We start from the raw sequence: 16000 nt of genomic DNA, 5'->3' as shown, positions 1-16000 counted from the left end.
TTTTTAAAAATTCCCCCCGATCTTCAGTTAAAATAGCCGTCTGAGCTTGAGGAAATTATTGTTATGTCGACTGAGAACAGCAGCACTCCAGTTGTTGGTGAAATTCCCAACTTATTGATTACACCAACAGCACAAGAGTATTTAAAGGATTTACTGGATAAACAGAACACCCCGGGTATTGGTGTGCGTGTTTTTGTAGAACATCCGGGTACTCCTCGCGCTGAATGTTGCATGGCCTATAGTGCACCTGATGAAGTTGTGCCGACAGATTATAAGCAGGAATATCCTGAGTTCCCTGCTTTTATCGACTCGCCATCTATTCCGTATTTACTTGATGCCGTGATTGACTACAACAAAGACCGTTTTGGTGGTCAGCTGACCTTCCGTGCACCGAACTCTAAAGTGCCACGTGTGGGGCCAGATGCATCGGTAGAAGAGCGTATTACCTATGTATTGCAGTCTGAAATTAACCCGGGTCTGGCAGGCCATGGCGGTAACTGTGCCCTGGTTGAAGTCAAAGAAGACCCAGAGCATGGCTTAACAGCGGTGCTTAAATTTGGCGGTGGTTGCCAGGGTTGTTCAGCGATTGATATCACCTTGAAACAAGGGGTAGAAACCACGCTAAAGCAGCATATTCCTGAATTGATGCATGTCGTTGATGAAACGGATCATAGCCAATCTGAAGGTGCGTATATGAAATAAGCTGTTCTATAGAATAGTTCATTTATCGCATTCTAAAAAACCTCGAACTTTCGAGGTTTTTTATATGAATAAAATTAATGATAATAATTATCGATAACAATTGCATTTAGAATTATATTGATTACAATGCGTGACAATTCAAGCAATATTTCTTCATAATTCACCTGCGGGGCACCTTCGGATATGAACAAGCCGTTTATGAAATCGACTTTAGCTTTTGCTATACTTTCAGCTTTGGCAGCTTCAGTACAAGCACAAAATCAGTTAGTTGAAGAACAAAAGGCAGCAATACAATCTGAAGCTACTAAATTACAAACTATTGTGGTGACCACAGCGGGCGGTTTTGAACAAAATATTGCTGATGCACCTGCTTCAATTTCAGTCATTACGGCAGAAGAATTACAAAAAAAATCATATACAGATGTCATTGATGCTGTAAAAAATATGCCAGGTGTATCCGTTCAAGGTGGCGGAAACAACAAAGAAATTACCATTCGAGGTATGGGCGCAGCTTATACAAAGTACCTTGTTGATGGCAGACCAGTAAGTGCGGGTAGAGCAGTTAATGGCAATGGTACAGACGGCGGGAAAATTGGTGCATATTTACCACCAATTGACATGATTGAACGAGTAGAAGTCGTGCGTGGTCCAATGTCATCACTTTATGGTTCAGATGCCATGGGTGGTGTGATCAACATCATCACTAAAAAAGCATCTTCTAGTCATTGGCATGGAAGTATTTCTCCTGAATATACGAAATCTGATAATGATTACGCAAATGATAGCTATGGCGTGAGCATGTATGTCACAGGTCCATTAATTAAAGATAAATTATCTTTAAGTCTAGATGGTAATTTCCAAGGCAATGATGAAAGTGACTATATTGGTGGAGAAGGGCAAAAATCTGGTTCAAGTGAATCTGAGAAGAAAGTGAGAAAGCTTGGTACTGAACTAGTTTGGAATGTCGATGAACATAACGACATTGGTTTGAGATATGACTATATGGGTCAACAGTACACAACAACACTGGGTAAAAGTGTGGATGTTGCAACTCAAGCATCAATTAATGAAAACGAAAAAAATCTATATACCTTAACGCATAAAGCACGCTACGATAATTTTACCCTCGATTCGTATTATCAAGATGAAACGACTAAAAAAGTTTATAGTGGTGCTGTCGCCGACGAAAAAAATGAAGAACTAAAAGTCTTTAATACACAAGGTTCTTTCTTCTTGGGCAATCATGCTTTAACAGTGGGTGGCCAATATCAAAAAGAAAAAATTACCGATACCACCAATGGATTAGCCAGTATTACAGGGCTGACGACTCTCGATCGATGGTTATTTGCTTTATACGCAGAAAATGAGTGGAGTCTTACCGATAATTTCGCTTTAACTGTGGGCGCTCGCTACAATAAAGACGAATATTTTGGTGGTGAAATTACACCGCGTGTCTATGGTGTTTATCATTTAACTGATACTTTCACCTTAAAAGGTGGCGTAAGTACAGGCTATAAACAACCAACGATTAGCCAAATTTCAGAAGGATTTGGTAGCAGAACCGGAAAAGGCAGTGCTGTGATCATTGGTAATCCTGATTTGTCTCCAGAGAAAAGCACCAGCTATGAATTTGGATTTAACTATTCAGCCCCTGAGCTTGGTTTAACGAGCAGTTTAATGGTCTTTAAATCTGATTTTAAAGACAAAATTGTAGAAGATCGTTTATGTGAAACACCGGGGACCGATAATAGTTCTCCTGTTGAACTATGGAAATGTTCTGCAAATGGCAAGCCATATCGATTTGTAAGCCAAATGAAGAACGTTTCTGAAGCGGAAATGAAAGGTGCTGAATTCACTTTAGATTATGATTTACTTGATAATTTTCATGCGAGTACAAGTTATACCTATACAAAATCTGAGCAAAAAAGTGGTGAATTTAAAGGTCAGCCTTTAAATAAAATGCCAAAACATATGCTAAACATCGGTCTTGATTATGAGGTTTCAGATACTTGGAATACTTGGATGGACTATAATTATCGTGGCAAAACAAGTGATTATTTAAGCCGTACTGCTATGGATAATGGAACACCAGGATATGGTACTTTTGATGCAGGTGCCGTATTTAAAGCAACTGATAAATTAAGTCTTATGGCTGGTATTTACAATATTGCCAATAAAGAAATTACCAATGGTGACCATGATATTGTACTTGATGGACGTCGTTACACTGTTGGTATGAATATCAAATTCTAATTTATCGTGAATAAAAAAGCCGCCTTAAGCGGCTTTTTTTATGCCTTTTTAAGCTCCTATCAGAAATCATGATGAAAATAACAATAAATGCTAATGATAATAATTATCAATAGTAATTGCATTTGTGGAAATCCCTGTTACACTTCGCAACCGAATAAACATGATCTCTTCATAACTCTTAGGACGTGCAAGGTATGAATAAGCCCTTCTTAAAAACAACTTTAGCTTTCGCAGTATTTACAGCAATGACTGTTTCAGTCCAAGCGCAAGACCAAGTTACTGAAGAAAAAGAGGGAATCGTACAGGCTGATGCGACCAAATTACAAACGATTGTGGTGACTGCGAGTGGACAGGCAGTTGATGTTAAATCTGCGCCAGCTTCAATTAGTGTCATTACGGCAGAAGACATACAGAAACAGCCTGTTTCAAGTCTGGCCGATATCTTGAAACGCGTGCCCGGCGTAACAGGGGGCCTAAGTTCAAATGGGGCAGGTTCAAAAATACAATTACGCGGGATGCCTGACAATTACACGCTGATCTTAATTGATGGTAAACGTGTGGGCTCTTCTCGAGATACCAATTATCGTGCAAACCTAGGACATCAAGATCTAAACTGGGTGAGACCAGAAATGATTGAACGTATTGAGGTTGTACGTGGACCCATGTCTTCTTTATATGGCTCTGATGCGATGGGTGGAGTGATCAACATCATTACCAAAAAAATCCCTTCAGAATGGGGTGGCTCATTGACCTTAAACCATACCATGCCAACGACATCTTCGGATTTAGGGCGAACCATTCAATCAGGACTCGTGGGATATGGCCCTTTAACCGATACACTAGGTATGCGTGCCACAGTCGGGATCACTGAACAGGAAGCGGATCAAGGCTATCAAACCTCTGACCGTAATCTTCCCGGAATGGCAGGAAGTAAAGCAACCGGACAATCGGGTAGTCGTGATCAGAATGCGAACTTAAAGTTTGATTATACGCCGAACGATATTCATAGCTTATCTTTAGAGCTGGGTTATAGCTTGCAAGAGAATAATGCCTCGACCACGCCTCAGGTGGTGGATGGTAAAGAACAGGCTTTATTAGCATGGGGTCCATCTGAGTTAGAACATCGTTCAGTGTCTCTATCACATGATGCTCAATGGGGTTTCGGTGATTCAAAAATTACGGCTTACTACAATGATTATGATCAAAGTCAGGTGACAGAGACTGGGCCGACCACACAAAAATCCAAGGAAAGCATTGTAGAAGCTAATCTCAATATTCCGTTTAAATTAGGTGTGGAGCATGTTGCGACAGTGGGAGGTCAATGGAAATCAGAAGAACTGGTTAATACCCGTAATATTGGGCTGGCTATTCCAAGTTATGACGGCAAAGAATATGGTTCAGAGCTAGAAGGAGATACTTGGGCATTGTTCGTTGAAGATAAAATTGTTTTTAATGATCAAGTCAATTTGACCCTTGGTAATCGTTTTGATCATCACGATAAATTTGGCACACATAATAGTCCACGTGCTTATTTGGTGGTGCAACCAAATGATGCATTGACCATTAAAGGTGGTGTTGCTCAGGGCTTTAGAGCTCCTTCACTCAAAGAGAATACTGCAGGTGCAGCGACGCGTTCAGGGGGGAATGGATGTACATCCTTGAAACCTTTAGGCTATGTATCGGGCGGATGTTATATGGCGGGTAATGCAGACCTGCAGCCTGAAGAAAGTACCAACTATGAACTTGGATTTAATTTTGCTCAAAATGATTTTGATCTCGGTTTAACTTATTTCCACACAGATTTTAAAAATAAAATTGAATATCGTGCTTTAGGAGAAATTAATGGGGTGTGGTGGACACAATATCAAAATGCTGAAAAAGCGCGTGTACGGGGCTTGGAAGCAAGTGTGGCATTACCACTCTTAGAGAATTTAAGCTGGAAGACCAATGCAACCTATTATTTTGAATCAAAAAACTTAGTGACTGGCAGAAATCTTTCAACGATTCCCGAGTTATCCGTTTATAGTGCACTCAACTGGACCCCCACTGATCCACTTTCATTGGAACTTGCAGCGCAATATACCGGTGAACAATATACGGCAAGTATTGAAGATACGGTGGTGATGCAAAAACCACATACGGTATTTAACTTATCTGCGAATTATGAAGTGAACGATCAAGTGACTGTTAGAGGTGGTCTCAATAATTTATTTGATAAAAAATTAGTAAATGCTTCAAATGATTATTATCTGGATCGTCAGGAAGTCTTTGTCGGACTGACCTATAACTTCTAAACAATTTAAAAAGCCGCTCTCGAGCGGCTTTTTAAGCTTTATACTTTAAGAATCTTCAAAGTATCTTCTGAATAATAAAACTGTTCCAGATATCTGCGTGTACGTTCACGTAAATGACCTTGTGAAACCATCTGTTGAATGATCGGGTTCAACAATTGCTGTAACTCATGCTGGATTAAGGCTTCATCAATATTCAGATCACGCAGCAAGCTGTCAAAAGTATGTTCCTGATTGCGTACATACCAGGTATGAACTCCATCATGAACTTGCTGTTTTAGATAATCCGTCTGACGCAAATGATCCCAGATCTCATGTCCTAAACCGACTGTCTGATTTAAATCCTGAAGCTCAATATAATTTTTCAATACCGATACCGGCATATCTTTAATTTTATGCCAGAGATTGGCCTGAAAATGATAGAGTTTTTCATCATCAAAGTGCTGGTTCAGCACATGTTCACTCATCTGGCTCAGTTTTAAAATATTCTTTTGCAGATAACGCGCAATAGTACTGTCCAGATCCGTATCGGTGACATTTTCCAGTACCGACTTGCCCATTTTCATAAAACGGGAAACCCCGGGCACGCTTTTAGCGATGACAGAATTATCCAGATAATCCTGAATGGAATGCTGGATCAGTTGCGTGATCATGGCCGAAAATGCCGGATTATTCACGACGGTCTTAATCAGACGCTGACGATGGCCACTTTTACTGGCAACATATTGTGCGATTTTATCCACGGTCAGGACTGGAATCACATCGGCAATTTTGGTCGTATCGTTGGCCGGATGTACCAGTGAAAAACGGATATGCTCAGCAATCTGCTCAATCAGAAAGCTGCTGGCAGCAGTATCCAGAATCTGTTTTTGTAAAAGCTGATGAATCAGATCACAGCTCCATAGATCTTTCAGGTTCTGTTTACGCAACCACAGATAAAACGCATGAAACTCAGTTTGAATCGTTTCAGATTGAGAAAATGCCTGATCGAGAAAATCAAGTTGAGCATCGATCAACTGCTCAATCATCGGGTGTTTCTGCATAACGGCTCTGAAACTTAATTTAAAGGAATGAGTTTATCAGCAAGCGGGTTTTTTAGGGTCTGGGTCTTGGCCAGAAAAGGCAAATAATGTTGTGCCACCTGTTTTTCTGCTTCCAGAATCGGCATATGCCCGACATTGTTCAGAATCACCGGCGTTTCGGCACGTTTCAACAGGGCATGCAGTTCTTTAACCACTTCGACATTGATGATCCGGTCCTGTCTGCCCCATAAAATCAAGGTCGGTGCTTCAACTGTGCGGGTCAGGCGGGCAAAGGTTTCTGGTGTATAAATCCGGTTCAGCATCACGACCTGATCAATCGATTTACTGGTCTGCTCAGAACGTGAAATTAGCAGTTTTTCCTGTGCATACTGGAGCTGATAAGGAATCACCGGCGGGTTCTGCATCAGCTGTCTGGAGACATCTTGCAGATCACCGGGCTTGCTGACGATCAGGTCTTTTAGGGCTTGCGGGTCTTTGGTATAGGGCGTATTGCCCATTTTATACAGGCCGGCACTATTGATTAAAAACAGGCTTTGCGTATCGAATGGATATTGTGAGGCATAGACCGTGGCAATCGATCCCCCCAGGGAATGTCCGGCAATATGTAAATTCTCGTCTACATTTAAGGTTTCAATGAATAAACGTATCTGAGAAGTCACATTGGGCACAGAAACATCGAAACTCTCTGGAACCTTGGTATCGCCGTTGCTCGGCAAGTCAGGAATAATCACATGATAATGTGGAGTCAGAAACTGTGCGACCCGATTCCAGTTATCTCGCGTTCCTGCCAGACCGTGAATCAGCAGAATTGAAGGCTTGTTCTTGGCACCACCTTCACTGTAGCTCCAGGTCACATCACCGATTTTAAGTGTCTTGGATTGAAGTCCAGCTTGTGTTCGTTCCTGCAGCAGATGTTGTTGTAATATTTTGGCAGGCTTTTCATTCGGCTGGCTAAACATATATTGACTATGTGCAAAGCTCGGCAATGCCATCGTAAACGCGACTAAGGTCGAGCAGATTATTTTCGAGCGCAACTTTATTATTTTCTTCATTGGCACATTCCCCAAAAAATATACAGCGAGCAAATTGCTCAAATACTTCCATGTTGTAAATTTGCTATTTCAGTCAAATAAAAACATTATTCTTCATTCTATTTTAAATCAATCCTGGCGCTTGTCACCCATTAGTTTTTTGCTGAACAGCATTGAATGATTTGAAAATGTGATGTGCTGCACATAAAACCCCTGCTGAAATGAAATTAGATAAATGTTAAAAATTTAAGCAGCTAAGATTTTTTGCAAGTGACATTCAAAAAAACTGGCAGTAAAATATTGCAACTAAAACATCGGTGATAGAAAAGAATGCTCACAGCTCAAGAAGCTTTAGAACGTCTTAAACAAGGGAACCAACGTTTTGTCAGCGGTGATACCTCGCATCCAAAACAACTGAGCCACCAACAGCGCGCAGAAATGGCAGAGGATCAGAACCCATTTGCAATTGTACTGGGCTGTTCAGATTCGCGTGTCCCGGCTGAAATGGTTTTTGATCAGGGTCTCGGTGATCTTTTTGTGATTCGTGTTGCAGGCAATATTGTCGCTCCATCACAGGTCGGGAGTGTTGAATTTGCGGCGGAACGCTATGACTGCGCTATTGTTGTAGTATTAGGTCATAGTCATTGTGGCGCGATCCAGGCCACCATTGATACCTTAATGTGCCCAGATTGCCCGCCGTCGGCAAACCTGATGTCGATTGTGAATCGAGTACGTCCTTCAGTTGAAACCTTAATGCAAACTGAACTGAAAAATGACTTGGCAAAATTGTCCAAGCATGCCGTGCGTTCTAACGTATTTGCATCGGTTAACCAACTACGTCATGGTTCAGCAGTATTAGAAAATCTGATTGGTCAAGGACAACTCAAAGTGGTCGGTGCTGAATATTCACTGGAAACAGGTGAAGTATTGTTCTTTGATTTTTAGGCAAAATTTATTTAAATACAATCTAAAATAACTTAAAGGCGCTTTATAAAGCGCCTTTAATGTATGGATAGGCATTATTTAGCAGGATGGTTTGTGCCTTGGCATTTGGATGAATCAGATCCTTTTGCATCAGGGTTTTATTGCCGGCCACACCCTGCATAAAGAACGGTAACAATTTCACCTTATATTGCTGGCTCACTACCTTATAATTATTTTCAAAGGCCTTGCTATAGGCCTGTCCATAATTAGGCGGCATCTTCATACCAAATACCACGACTTTGGCCTTGGCTTTCTGGCTTTGCTGAATCAGGCTGGCTAAATTTTTTTGAATCATTTGCGGCGGCTGTCCACGCAAGCCGTCATTACCCCCCAACTCAATGACCACAAGGTCTGGACGATGCGTCTGCAACAGTTTCGGCATTCTGGCCAGCGCTCCACTGGTGGTTTCTCCACTGACACTTGCATTGACCACTTTATGCTGTTTCGGATACTGTTGCTCTAAACGCTTTTGTAATAAATGTACCCAGCCTTGTTGTGGCTGAATACCGTAACCAGCACTTAAACTATCACCTAAAATCATAATCGTCTTTGCTGATACTCCGAGCGGTAACAGGCACAGACTGAGCAAAAACAAGTAAGACAATACCCGAGTTTTCTGATTAAGATCTTTCATATAGGACACGTATGATTCAAAGTAGCAACGATTCGAACATCATGCCACAGGCGATTATTTCTGCCCAGAAATTGACACAAAAGATACAACTTTCACAAAAACAGCTGACTATTTTTGAGGATCTTGATCTGGAGATTATGGCAGGCGAGCAGGTGGCAATTACCGGTCGTTCCGGCTCGGGGAAATCCACATTGCTAGGCATTCTGGCAACGCTGGATCAGGCCAGTTCAGGCCAGCTCATCGTCAGTGGCGAGTCGGTTTCTACCTTGAATGAAGAACAACGTGCGTTGGTGCGCCTGAAAAATATCGGGTTTGTGTTTCAGTCTTTTCAGCTCTTGCCACATCTGACTTCCCTTGAAAATGTCATGCTGCCACTGCGTTTACAGCCCAGTTTCAAATATGCAGAAGCTGAACAAAAAGCCTTGGCGCTACTGCATAAAGTTGGTCTGGATCGGCAGGCACAACAAACCCCGAAAGTCCTGTCTGGCGGGGAGCAGCAGCGTGTCGCGATTGCCCGGGCACTGGTCAGTGAACCGAAAATTATTTTTGCCGATGAACCCACAGGCAATCTCGACGGTGAAACTGCCAAGGAAATTGAACAGCTTTTGTTTCAGTTGAATCGGGAACTGGGTACGACTTTAGTTCTGGTGACGCATGACCGTAAACTGGCACAGCAATGCCAGCGACATTTTGAACTGCTGAATGGCCAGTTGATTGAACATCCGAGTGGAGGATGAGATGAACCCTCTATTTCGTCCTCTACTCACACAAAGTTTTAAAAGTACCGGAATTTATCTGTTAATTATTGCCTTAACTTTGGCGATTAGTGCAACAACAGCGCTCAAGTTTAGCAATGAACAGATTCAGAATGCAGTGGCCTTGCAGGCCGCAGAAATGCTGGCCGGTGATCTGGTACTTTCGGACAATGAGCCTCTACCAAAAGAATGGCGTGATCAGGCCAAACAGCTGGATTTACAGCAGTCAGAAGTCACTTTCTTTAGCACCATGGCCTATACCGATGAACAGTTTGTCATGGTCAATGTTAAAGCCATCGATCAGGCTTTTCCCTTGCGTGGCGAGCTGCAGGTGCAACCTGCAAAAACGAAGATTCAATCGGGTGAAATCTGGCTCAGTCCACGGGCTATGGACCTGCTCAAAGTCAAACTGGGCGATCAGCTGAATATTGCCGATGCGGCGTTTAAAGTCACAGCCAAGATTGAACAGGATTCCAATCAGGAGCTCGGATTTTCTGGCTTTTCGCCAACGGTGATTATTTCTCAGGCGGATGTGGCACGCACCAATGCGATTCAGGTGGGTAGCCGGATAGAATATCGCTTGCTCATGGCTGGCCGTCCAGACGATACCCAACAATATGAAGCTTTATTTAAGCAGCAGCTCAAGTCCGAAAACGGCTCGGCTGAAACGCCAGCAGAAGTGCAGGGACAGGAATTTGAGGAGCAAAGCAGTCTCCGGTTACGCAATGCCAGTGAAGGCAATACCCGCTTGATGAAGCCAATTGCCAATCTGGACACTTTCCTGCAACTGGCCAATATTCTGACCATTCTATTATGTGGGATTGCCATTGCCTTAACTGCACAGCGTTATGTGCAGCAGAATCAAGATCATATTGCCTTGATGCGTTGTATCGGTGCCACCAAGCAGCAGATTCTGTCGGCTTATCTGGCTTTACTCGGGATGGTGCTGTTAATTGCCATGTTGATTGGCACTGTGGTCGGGATCAGTCTGGGTTATGGCCTGTTACAGTTGATGTTGCAGCTGATTCCCAACTTAGAAATTGAATTCTCTGCTATGGCGATGCTGCTCGGGCCATTACCAGTCGCGATGCTGACCAGTGCGGTGGTGCTGTTGGGCTTTGTCATGCCAAGTCTATTGCAACTGTTGAACACGCCACCAATTCGGGTAATTCGCCAGCAGGAAAAATCAGTGCAATCCATGCTGTGGATGCTGCTGACCGGAACGCTGAGCCTGATTATTTTTAGCGTGATTCTAACCGAAAATCTGCTCCTGACTGCCTGGGTGATTGGCGCGATTATTGTGTTATGTGCAGTGTTGTATCTGACGGTATGGTTGATCTTAAAACTGCTGCGCAATCAGAAATTGAATCTGTCAGCCTATGTACGAACACCATCTCAAACAGCCTTACAGATTACCGCTTTGGCCTTGGGTCTCAGTCTGATTACAGTATTAGCCGTATTGCGCACAGACCTATTAGAGCGTTGGCAGCAACAGTTGCCGCAAGGTACACCAAATCAGTTTGTGTATGGTTTGCCGCCGTTTGACATGCCAGACCTAAAAGCTCAAATTGAGCAGAATGGCTGGAAAAGTACACCGCTTTATCCGAACGTTCGTGGGCGTCTGGTGGCCAAAAATGATCAGCCTTTTGCTCCAGAATTAGTCAAAAGCAATAATACTTTAAAACGCGAGCTGAACCTGACCCAGTCCGACAGCTATCCACAGGATAATGTGATTATTCGTGGTGACGCAGTTTTGCAACAGGTCGGCACGGTATCGGTCGAAGCCAATACTGCTGAAGAATTAGGTATCAAGATTGGCGACAAGCTCAGTTTCAGTCTGCCTGAAGGTGTGCTGGAAGCGAAGGTCATCAATTTAAGAACGGTCGAGTGGGAAAGTTTTAGTCCGAATTTCTTCTTTATTTTTGCCCCGAATAGCATGGATGCCAATGCCGGAAGTTATCTGGGCAGTTTCTATGTGCCGGAACAAGATAAGGACAAACTGGTGTCTGTGATCCAGCAATTTTCCAATACGGTATTTATTGATGTCAGCCTGATTCTGGAAGAGATCAAGCGTATTGTGAATGTACTGGTGCAGATCGTGACGATTCTGGCCGTGCTGGTTAGTATCTCCGGTTTTCTGGTACTGATGGCTTGTCTGAACCTGCTCATGGATGAACGCAAACGTGAAGTGGCCTTGCTACGGTCATTTGGCAGCTCCAAACAAAAACTGAAAACCATGATGAGTCTGGAAATTGGTTTTATCGGACTGTTTGCCGGAGTGGTTTCCTGTCTGTTTGCCGAAGTGATTAGCGCAATCGCCAGTTATCGTATGGATTTAATGATTCAGCCACACTGGGAAATCTGGATTATCCTGCCGATTTTCATGACTGTGTTATGTGCGCTGATTGGCCGTTATCGTCTGAGCTATCTGTCGGACATTCCGCCCTTACAAAGCTTGCGCGAGATGAATCAGTAAGATTCATCTCCATGGCTTTTTAAATTCGCTGGTATTTAAAGCGGCAATGATTTAAAGCTGCAATTGTTGTCGCATCAGGTCGAGAATCTCTTGCCACAGTGGGCGAATTGCTTCGATCAAGGCCAAGTTATGTTGATAAAGCAGCACACAGAGGCCAAAACCAATCACTAAAGCGATCAGGTTGATCAGGCGGCTACGCTGCATTTTTTGTCCGGCATACCACAGCAAGGTTAAAAAAGCGCCCATCAACATGCCACCAATATGTGCGGCATTGTTGATTCCGCTGATCATAAAGCCCATGGCCAGGTTCAGACCCATCACCATCACCAAGGTCTTTTTATCTAGAATAAAACGTTGCTGGGGCAGCATCGGCAACAGGGCCAATACCGTCAGTGAAGCGCCGAGTCCCATCACCGCACCGGATGCACCGGCACTGACCGCCGGCAATAAACTTGGGTTGGCCACACCCCCTGCAATCAGATCATAGCTGTCCTGAATGTTCATATAGCCACTGAGCAAACTGCCCATTAAGCCGGCACACAGGTATAAGCCAATAAAATACATCCGGCCAAACAGTTGTTCGGCAACACTACCAAAAATATACAAGGCCCACATATTCAACATCAGGTGAATCAGGCCAAAATGGAAAAACATGCTGCTAAACAAACGCATGGGTTCCGCTAAATAGGTTAAAGGTGCATAATCGGCACCCCAGAGAATCGCATCTCGGGTACTCGGCTGGCTGATATCCATACCATTGATGGCCTGCCAGCCAAATAATCCGACATTAATCGCGATTAAAATGGCCGTGATCCACCAGAGCTGCATTTCAAGTTTGCGGTGTACGACAGGGGGAGCGTATTTAGACATGCTATTTTTTTTGCTGTGATTGTATATTTCGAATAAGCTTAACACGAAAAATCAAATTTTCAGGAGTAACGCACTGACATGAAAGCCTTTCTGATCCGCACGATATTAGTCATCGTCAGTGTGATTTTACTGATTCAATTGTGGATCTTTGCCAGTCTGGCCTGGTGGCGAACCAATCCGGTCAATACCACCATGATGATGCGGATTGATTACTGGACGGAACCTTCCAAAGCCATTCAACATCAATGGCGTCCCTATGATGAGATCAGCCTGAATCTGAAACGTGCCATTGTCACTGCAGAAGATGGAAAATTCATTCATCACCATGGTTTTGACTGGGACGGCATTCAAACTGCGCTGAATAAAAACCGGGATCAGGGCCGGGTGGTGGCTGGGGGGTCTACCATTTCCCAGCAATTGGCGAAAAACCTATTTCTGGTTAATAAGCGTTCATTTGTACGTAAAGGCCAGGAAGCGGTGGCCACCTGGATGATGGAACGCATGTGGTCGAAACAGCGGATTCTGGAAGTCTATTTAAACTCGATTGAATTTGGTGACAATATCTATGGCGTAGAAGCCGCAGCCAAACATTATTTTGGCAAAACTGCGCAAAGCCTGACTCAGGATCAAGCGATCTTTCTGGCGGCCATTCTGACCAATCCAAAATATTTTCAGGATCATCGCAACTCCTCTGCCTTAAATGCACGCAAGCGCATGATTCAGCGTTATATGCGTTATGCAGAATTGCCTTAAATAATTATTTAAAGAAAAAGCCCAGTTTTTGGGCTTTTTTTTATGAAATTGTCATCAATTTGAAGCATACTTGAACTGATAAGCACAATTTTAAATCCGCATAGGTTTGATATGAATACGGCAGCCAGCACTACTTCAGCACAGCCCGAATATACATATAATGATCGTTATATAAATCGTGAACTGTCTATTTTAGACTTCCATTTACGCGTCCTGGAACAGGCTGTCGATCCTTTACATCCCTTGCTTGAACGCATGAATTTCCTGTTAATTTTCTCGCGTAATCTGGACGAATTTTTTGAGATTCGGGTCGCAGGAATGATGGAACAGTTAGATTTGGACAATGAAAGTCGCAGTCCGGATGGCCTGACCCCAAAGCAGGTGCTGGAACAGATTTCCAAAACTGCACATGCTGCGATTGAACGCCAGTACCGTATTTTAAATGAAGAAATTTTGCCAAAACTGCGTGAGGAAGATATCTGTTTCTTGCGCCGTGGTGAACTGACTCCGGCACAATCGGCCTGGGTGAAAAAATATTTTCAGGAACAGGTTGCGCCCGTCCTGACGCCAATTAGCCTAGACCCTGCACATCCGTTTCCACGTCTGGTGAATAAATCACTGAACTTTATTGTGACTCTCGAAGGTAAAGATGCCTTTGGCCGTCAGATTGATCTGGCTGTGGTGCCAGCGCCGCGTTCGTTACCACGCGTGGTACGTCTGCCAGATGAATTAACCGATGGCAAAGAGCATCATGTGATGCTGTCCGCGATTATTCATGAACATGTTTCGGATCTGTTCCCAGGCATGACAGCGACCGGTTGCTATCAGTTCCGTGTCACGCGGAATGCCGATCTGGCCCTGAATGAAGATGTTGAAGATTTGGCTAAGGCGCTTAAAGGCGAACTCAGTTCACGCCGTTTTGGCCGTGCTGTACGTCTGGAAGTGACAGAAAACTGTCCGCAGCATATTTATGAATATCTGCTGAATGAATTTGATCTGGAAGAAGAGCAGCTTTATAAAGTCGCAGGCCCAGTTAATCTGGCGCGCTTATTGTCTAATTTCAAGCGCCCGCATTTACGCTATGATTCACATACCCCGATCATTCCCAAAGTACTAAAAAAATCTGAAAATATTTTTAGTGCCATGCAAAAACAGGATATCTTGCTGCATCATCCGTTTGAGTCTTTTGCACCGGTCATTTCATTGTTGCGTGAAGCTGCACGTGATCCACAAGTGCTGGCGATCAAACAGACCTTGTACCGCAGTGGCCCGGATTCTGAAATCGTGCAGGTGCTGGCGGAAGCTGCCCGCAATGGCAAGGAAGTCACGGCCGTGATTGAATTGCGTGCACGTTTCGATGAAGAATCCAATATCGAAGTGGCCAATGTCCTGCAAGAAGCCGGTGCGGTGGTGGTCTATGGCATCGTTGGCTATAAAACCCATGCCAAAATGATTCTGGTGGTACGCCGGGAAAATAATAAACTGGTGCGCTATGTACATCTGGGAACCGGCAACTATCATGCCGGTAATGCGCGAATCTATACTGATTATGGTTTGCTCACCACGGATAAAGACCTGTGTGAAGATGTGCACCGTATCTTTCAGGAGCTGACCGGTATGGGGAAAATGGCCAAGCTGAAAAAGCTGTTACATGCGCCATTTACCTTACATACCCAACTCATTAATTATATTGATAATGAAATCGTGAATGCCAAAGCAGGCAAGCCGGCGCAGATTATTGTCAAAGTTAATGCGCTGACCGAGATGCAGTTGATCAATAAACTCTATGAAGCTTCTCAGGCCGGGGTACAGATTGACCTGATTATCCGCTCGATTTGTAGTTTGCGTCCGGGATTGCCAGGTTTGTCTGAAAATATTCGGGTACGTTCGATTGTCGGGCGTTTCCTAGAACATACCCGCGTGTATTATTTCAGCAATAATGGTAATGCACGGGTTTACTGTTCAAGTGCAGACTGGATGGATCGCAACCTGTTTAACCGGGTCGAAGCCTGCTTCCCAGTAGAAGATGAAGCGTTGAAAAAACGCATCTATCAACAGGGGCTACTTAACTATCTGAAAGATAATCAGCAATCCTGGTTATTACAAGGGGATGGAACCTGGCTGCGGGCACAGCTGCAAGAAGGTGAAAAGCCACATAATGCTCAACGCATTTTATTGGACTTGTTTAAATAAATGCTCTCAAGAGGC

At 43.7% G+C, this 16000-nt stretch carries 12 protein-coding genes; 8 read left to right on the top strand and 4 right to left on the bottom strand.

Annotation, left to right across the window (positions count from 1 at the left end):
* Nucleotides 1-63 precede the first annotated feature (63 nt).
* The 3 genes from nfuA (at nt 64) to LOZ91_RS01635 (ending at nt 5249) form a co-directional block, all read left to right on the top strand.
* On the top strand, nt 64-702 hold the full coding sequence (nfuA, locus tag LOZ91_RS01645) for a Fe-S biogenesis protein NfuA (RefSeq protein ID WP_005096238.1): 639 nt from the start codon (nt 64-66) through the stop codon (nt 700-702).
* 183 nt (nt 703-885) lie between these two features.
* Nucleotides 886-2955 (top strand): TonB-dependent receptor, encoded by a 2070-nt coding sequence (locus LOZ91_RS01640; protein WP_244782551.1) that lies wholly within the window; start codon nt 886-888, stop codon nt 2953-2955.
* Nucleotides 2956-3149: 194 nt separating this feature from the next.
* Nucleotides 3150-5249, top strand: coding sequence for a TonB-dependent receptor (locus LOZ91_RS01635; RefSeq protein WP_100328826.1), 2100 nt, complete (start codon nt 3150-3152; stop codon nt 5247-5249).
* 38 nt (nt 5250-5287) lie between these two features.
* On the opposite strand, the gene LOZ91_RS01630 is transcribed toward LOZ91_RS01635, so the two are convergent.
* Complete coding sequence (locus tag LOZ91_RS01630; protein WP_244782550.1) at nt 5288-6289, bottom strand: hypothetical protein; 1002 nt, start codon at nt 6287-6289, stop codon at nt 5288-5290.
* Between the two features lie 14 nt (nt 6290-6303).
* On the bottom strand, nt 6304-7341 hold the full coding sequence (locus LOZ91_RS01625; RefSeq protein ID WP_244782549.1) for an alpha/beta hydrolase: 1038 nt from the start codon (nt 7339-7341) through the stop codon (nt 6304-6306).
* A 309-nt stretch (nt 7342-7650) separates the two neighbouring features.
* Here LOZ91_RS01625 and LOZ91_RS01620 point away from each other — a divergent pair, with 309 nt between their 5' ends.
* Nucleotides 7651-8265 carry a carbonic anhydrase gene (locus LOZ91_RS01620; RefSeq protein ID WP_005096244.1) on the top strand — a complete coding sequence of 205 codons (615 nt, stop codon included), beginning with the start codon at nt 7651-7653 and terminating at the stop codon, nt 8263-8265.
* A 43-nt stretch (nt 8266-8308) separates the two neighbouring features.
* On the opposite strand, the gene LOZ91_RS01615 is transcribed toward LOZ91_RS01620, so the two are convergent.
* Nucleotides 8309-8938, bottom strand: coding sequence for an arylesterase (locus LOZ91_RS01615; protein ID WP_005172025.1), 630 nt, complete (start codon nt 8936-8938; stop codon nt 8309-8311).
* An 11-nt stretch (nt 8939-8949) separates the two neighbouring features.
* Between LOZ91_RS01615 and LOZ91_RS01610 the strand changes: the two genes are divergently transcribed.
* Together LOZ91_RS01610 and LOZ91_RS01605 are read left to right on the top strand one after the other, a co-directional pair.
* Entirely contained in the window at nt 8950-9675 is a 726-nt protein-coding gene (locus LOZ91_RS01610; protein WP_244782548.1) for an ABC transporter ATP-binding protein, read from the top strand.
* 1 nt (nt 9676) lies between these two features.
* Nucleotides 9677-12169, top strand: a complete 2493-nt coding sequence (locus LOZ91_RS01605; RefSeq protein WP_244782547.1) for an FtsX-like permease family protein — start codon at nt 9677-9679, stop codon at nt 12167-12169.
* 51 nt (nt 12170-12220) lie between these two features.
* Here the strand turns inward: LOZ91_RS01605 and LOZ91_RS01600 are convergent, their stop codons facing one another.
* Nucleotides 12221-13039 (bottom strand): rhomboid family intramembrane serine protease, encoded by an 819-nt coding sequence (locus tag LOZ91_RS01600; protein ID WP_005096251.1) that lies wholly within the window; start codon nt 13037-13039, stop codon nt 12221-12223.
* A 78-nt stretch (nt 13040-13117) separates the two neighbouring features.
* Between LOZ91_RS01600 and mtgA the strand changes: the two genes are divergently transcribed.
* Together mtgA and ppk1 are read left to right on the top strand one after the other, a co-directional pair.
* Nucleotides 13118-13792: a monofunctional biosynthetic peptidoglycan transglycosylase gene (gene mtgA / locus LOZ91_RS01595; RefSeq protein ID WP_005096252.1), complete on the top strand. Its 675-nt coding sequence runs from the start codon at nt 13118-13120 to the stop codon at nt 13790-13792.
* 111 nt (nt 13793-13903) lie between these two features.
* The gene (ppk1, locus tag LOZ91_RS01590) at nt 13904-15985 is read left to right on the top strand and encodes a polyphosphate kinase 1 (protein ID WP_100355284.1); all 2082 of its coding nucleotides are present in this window, start codon (nt 13904-13906) and stop codon (nt 15983-15985) included.
* Nucleotides 15986-16000: the final 15 nt, after the last annotated feature.

The organism is Acinetobacter sp. F-1, assembly GCF_022869025.1.
Classification (GTDB): domain Bacteria; phylum Pseudomonadota; class Gammaproteobacteria; order Pseudomonadales; family Moraxellaceae; genus Acinetobacter; species Acinetobacter pseudolwoffii.
Note: the sequence above shows the minus strand (reverse complement) of the source record. Positions and strands in the feature narration are given on the sequence as shown.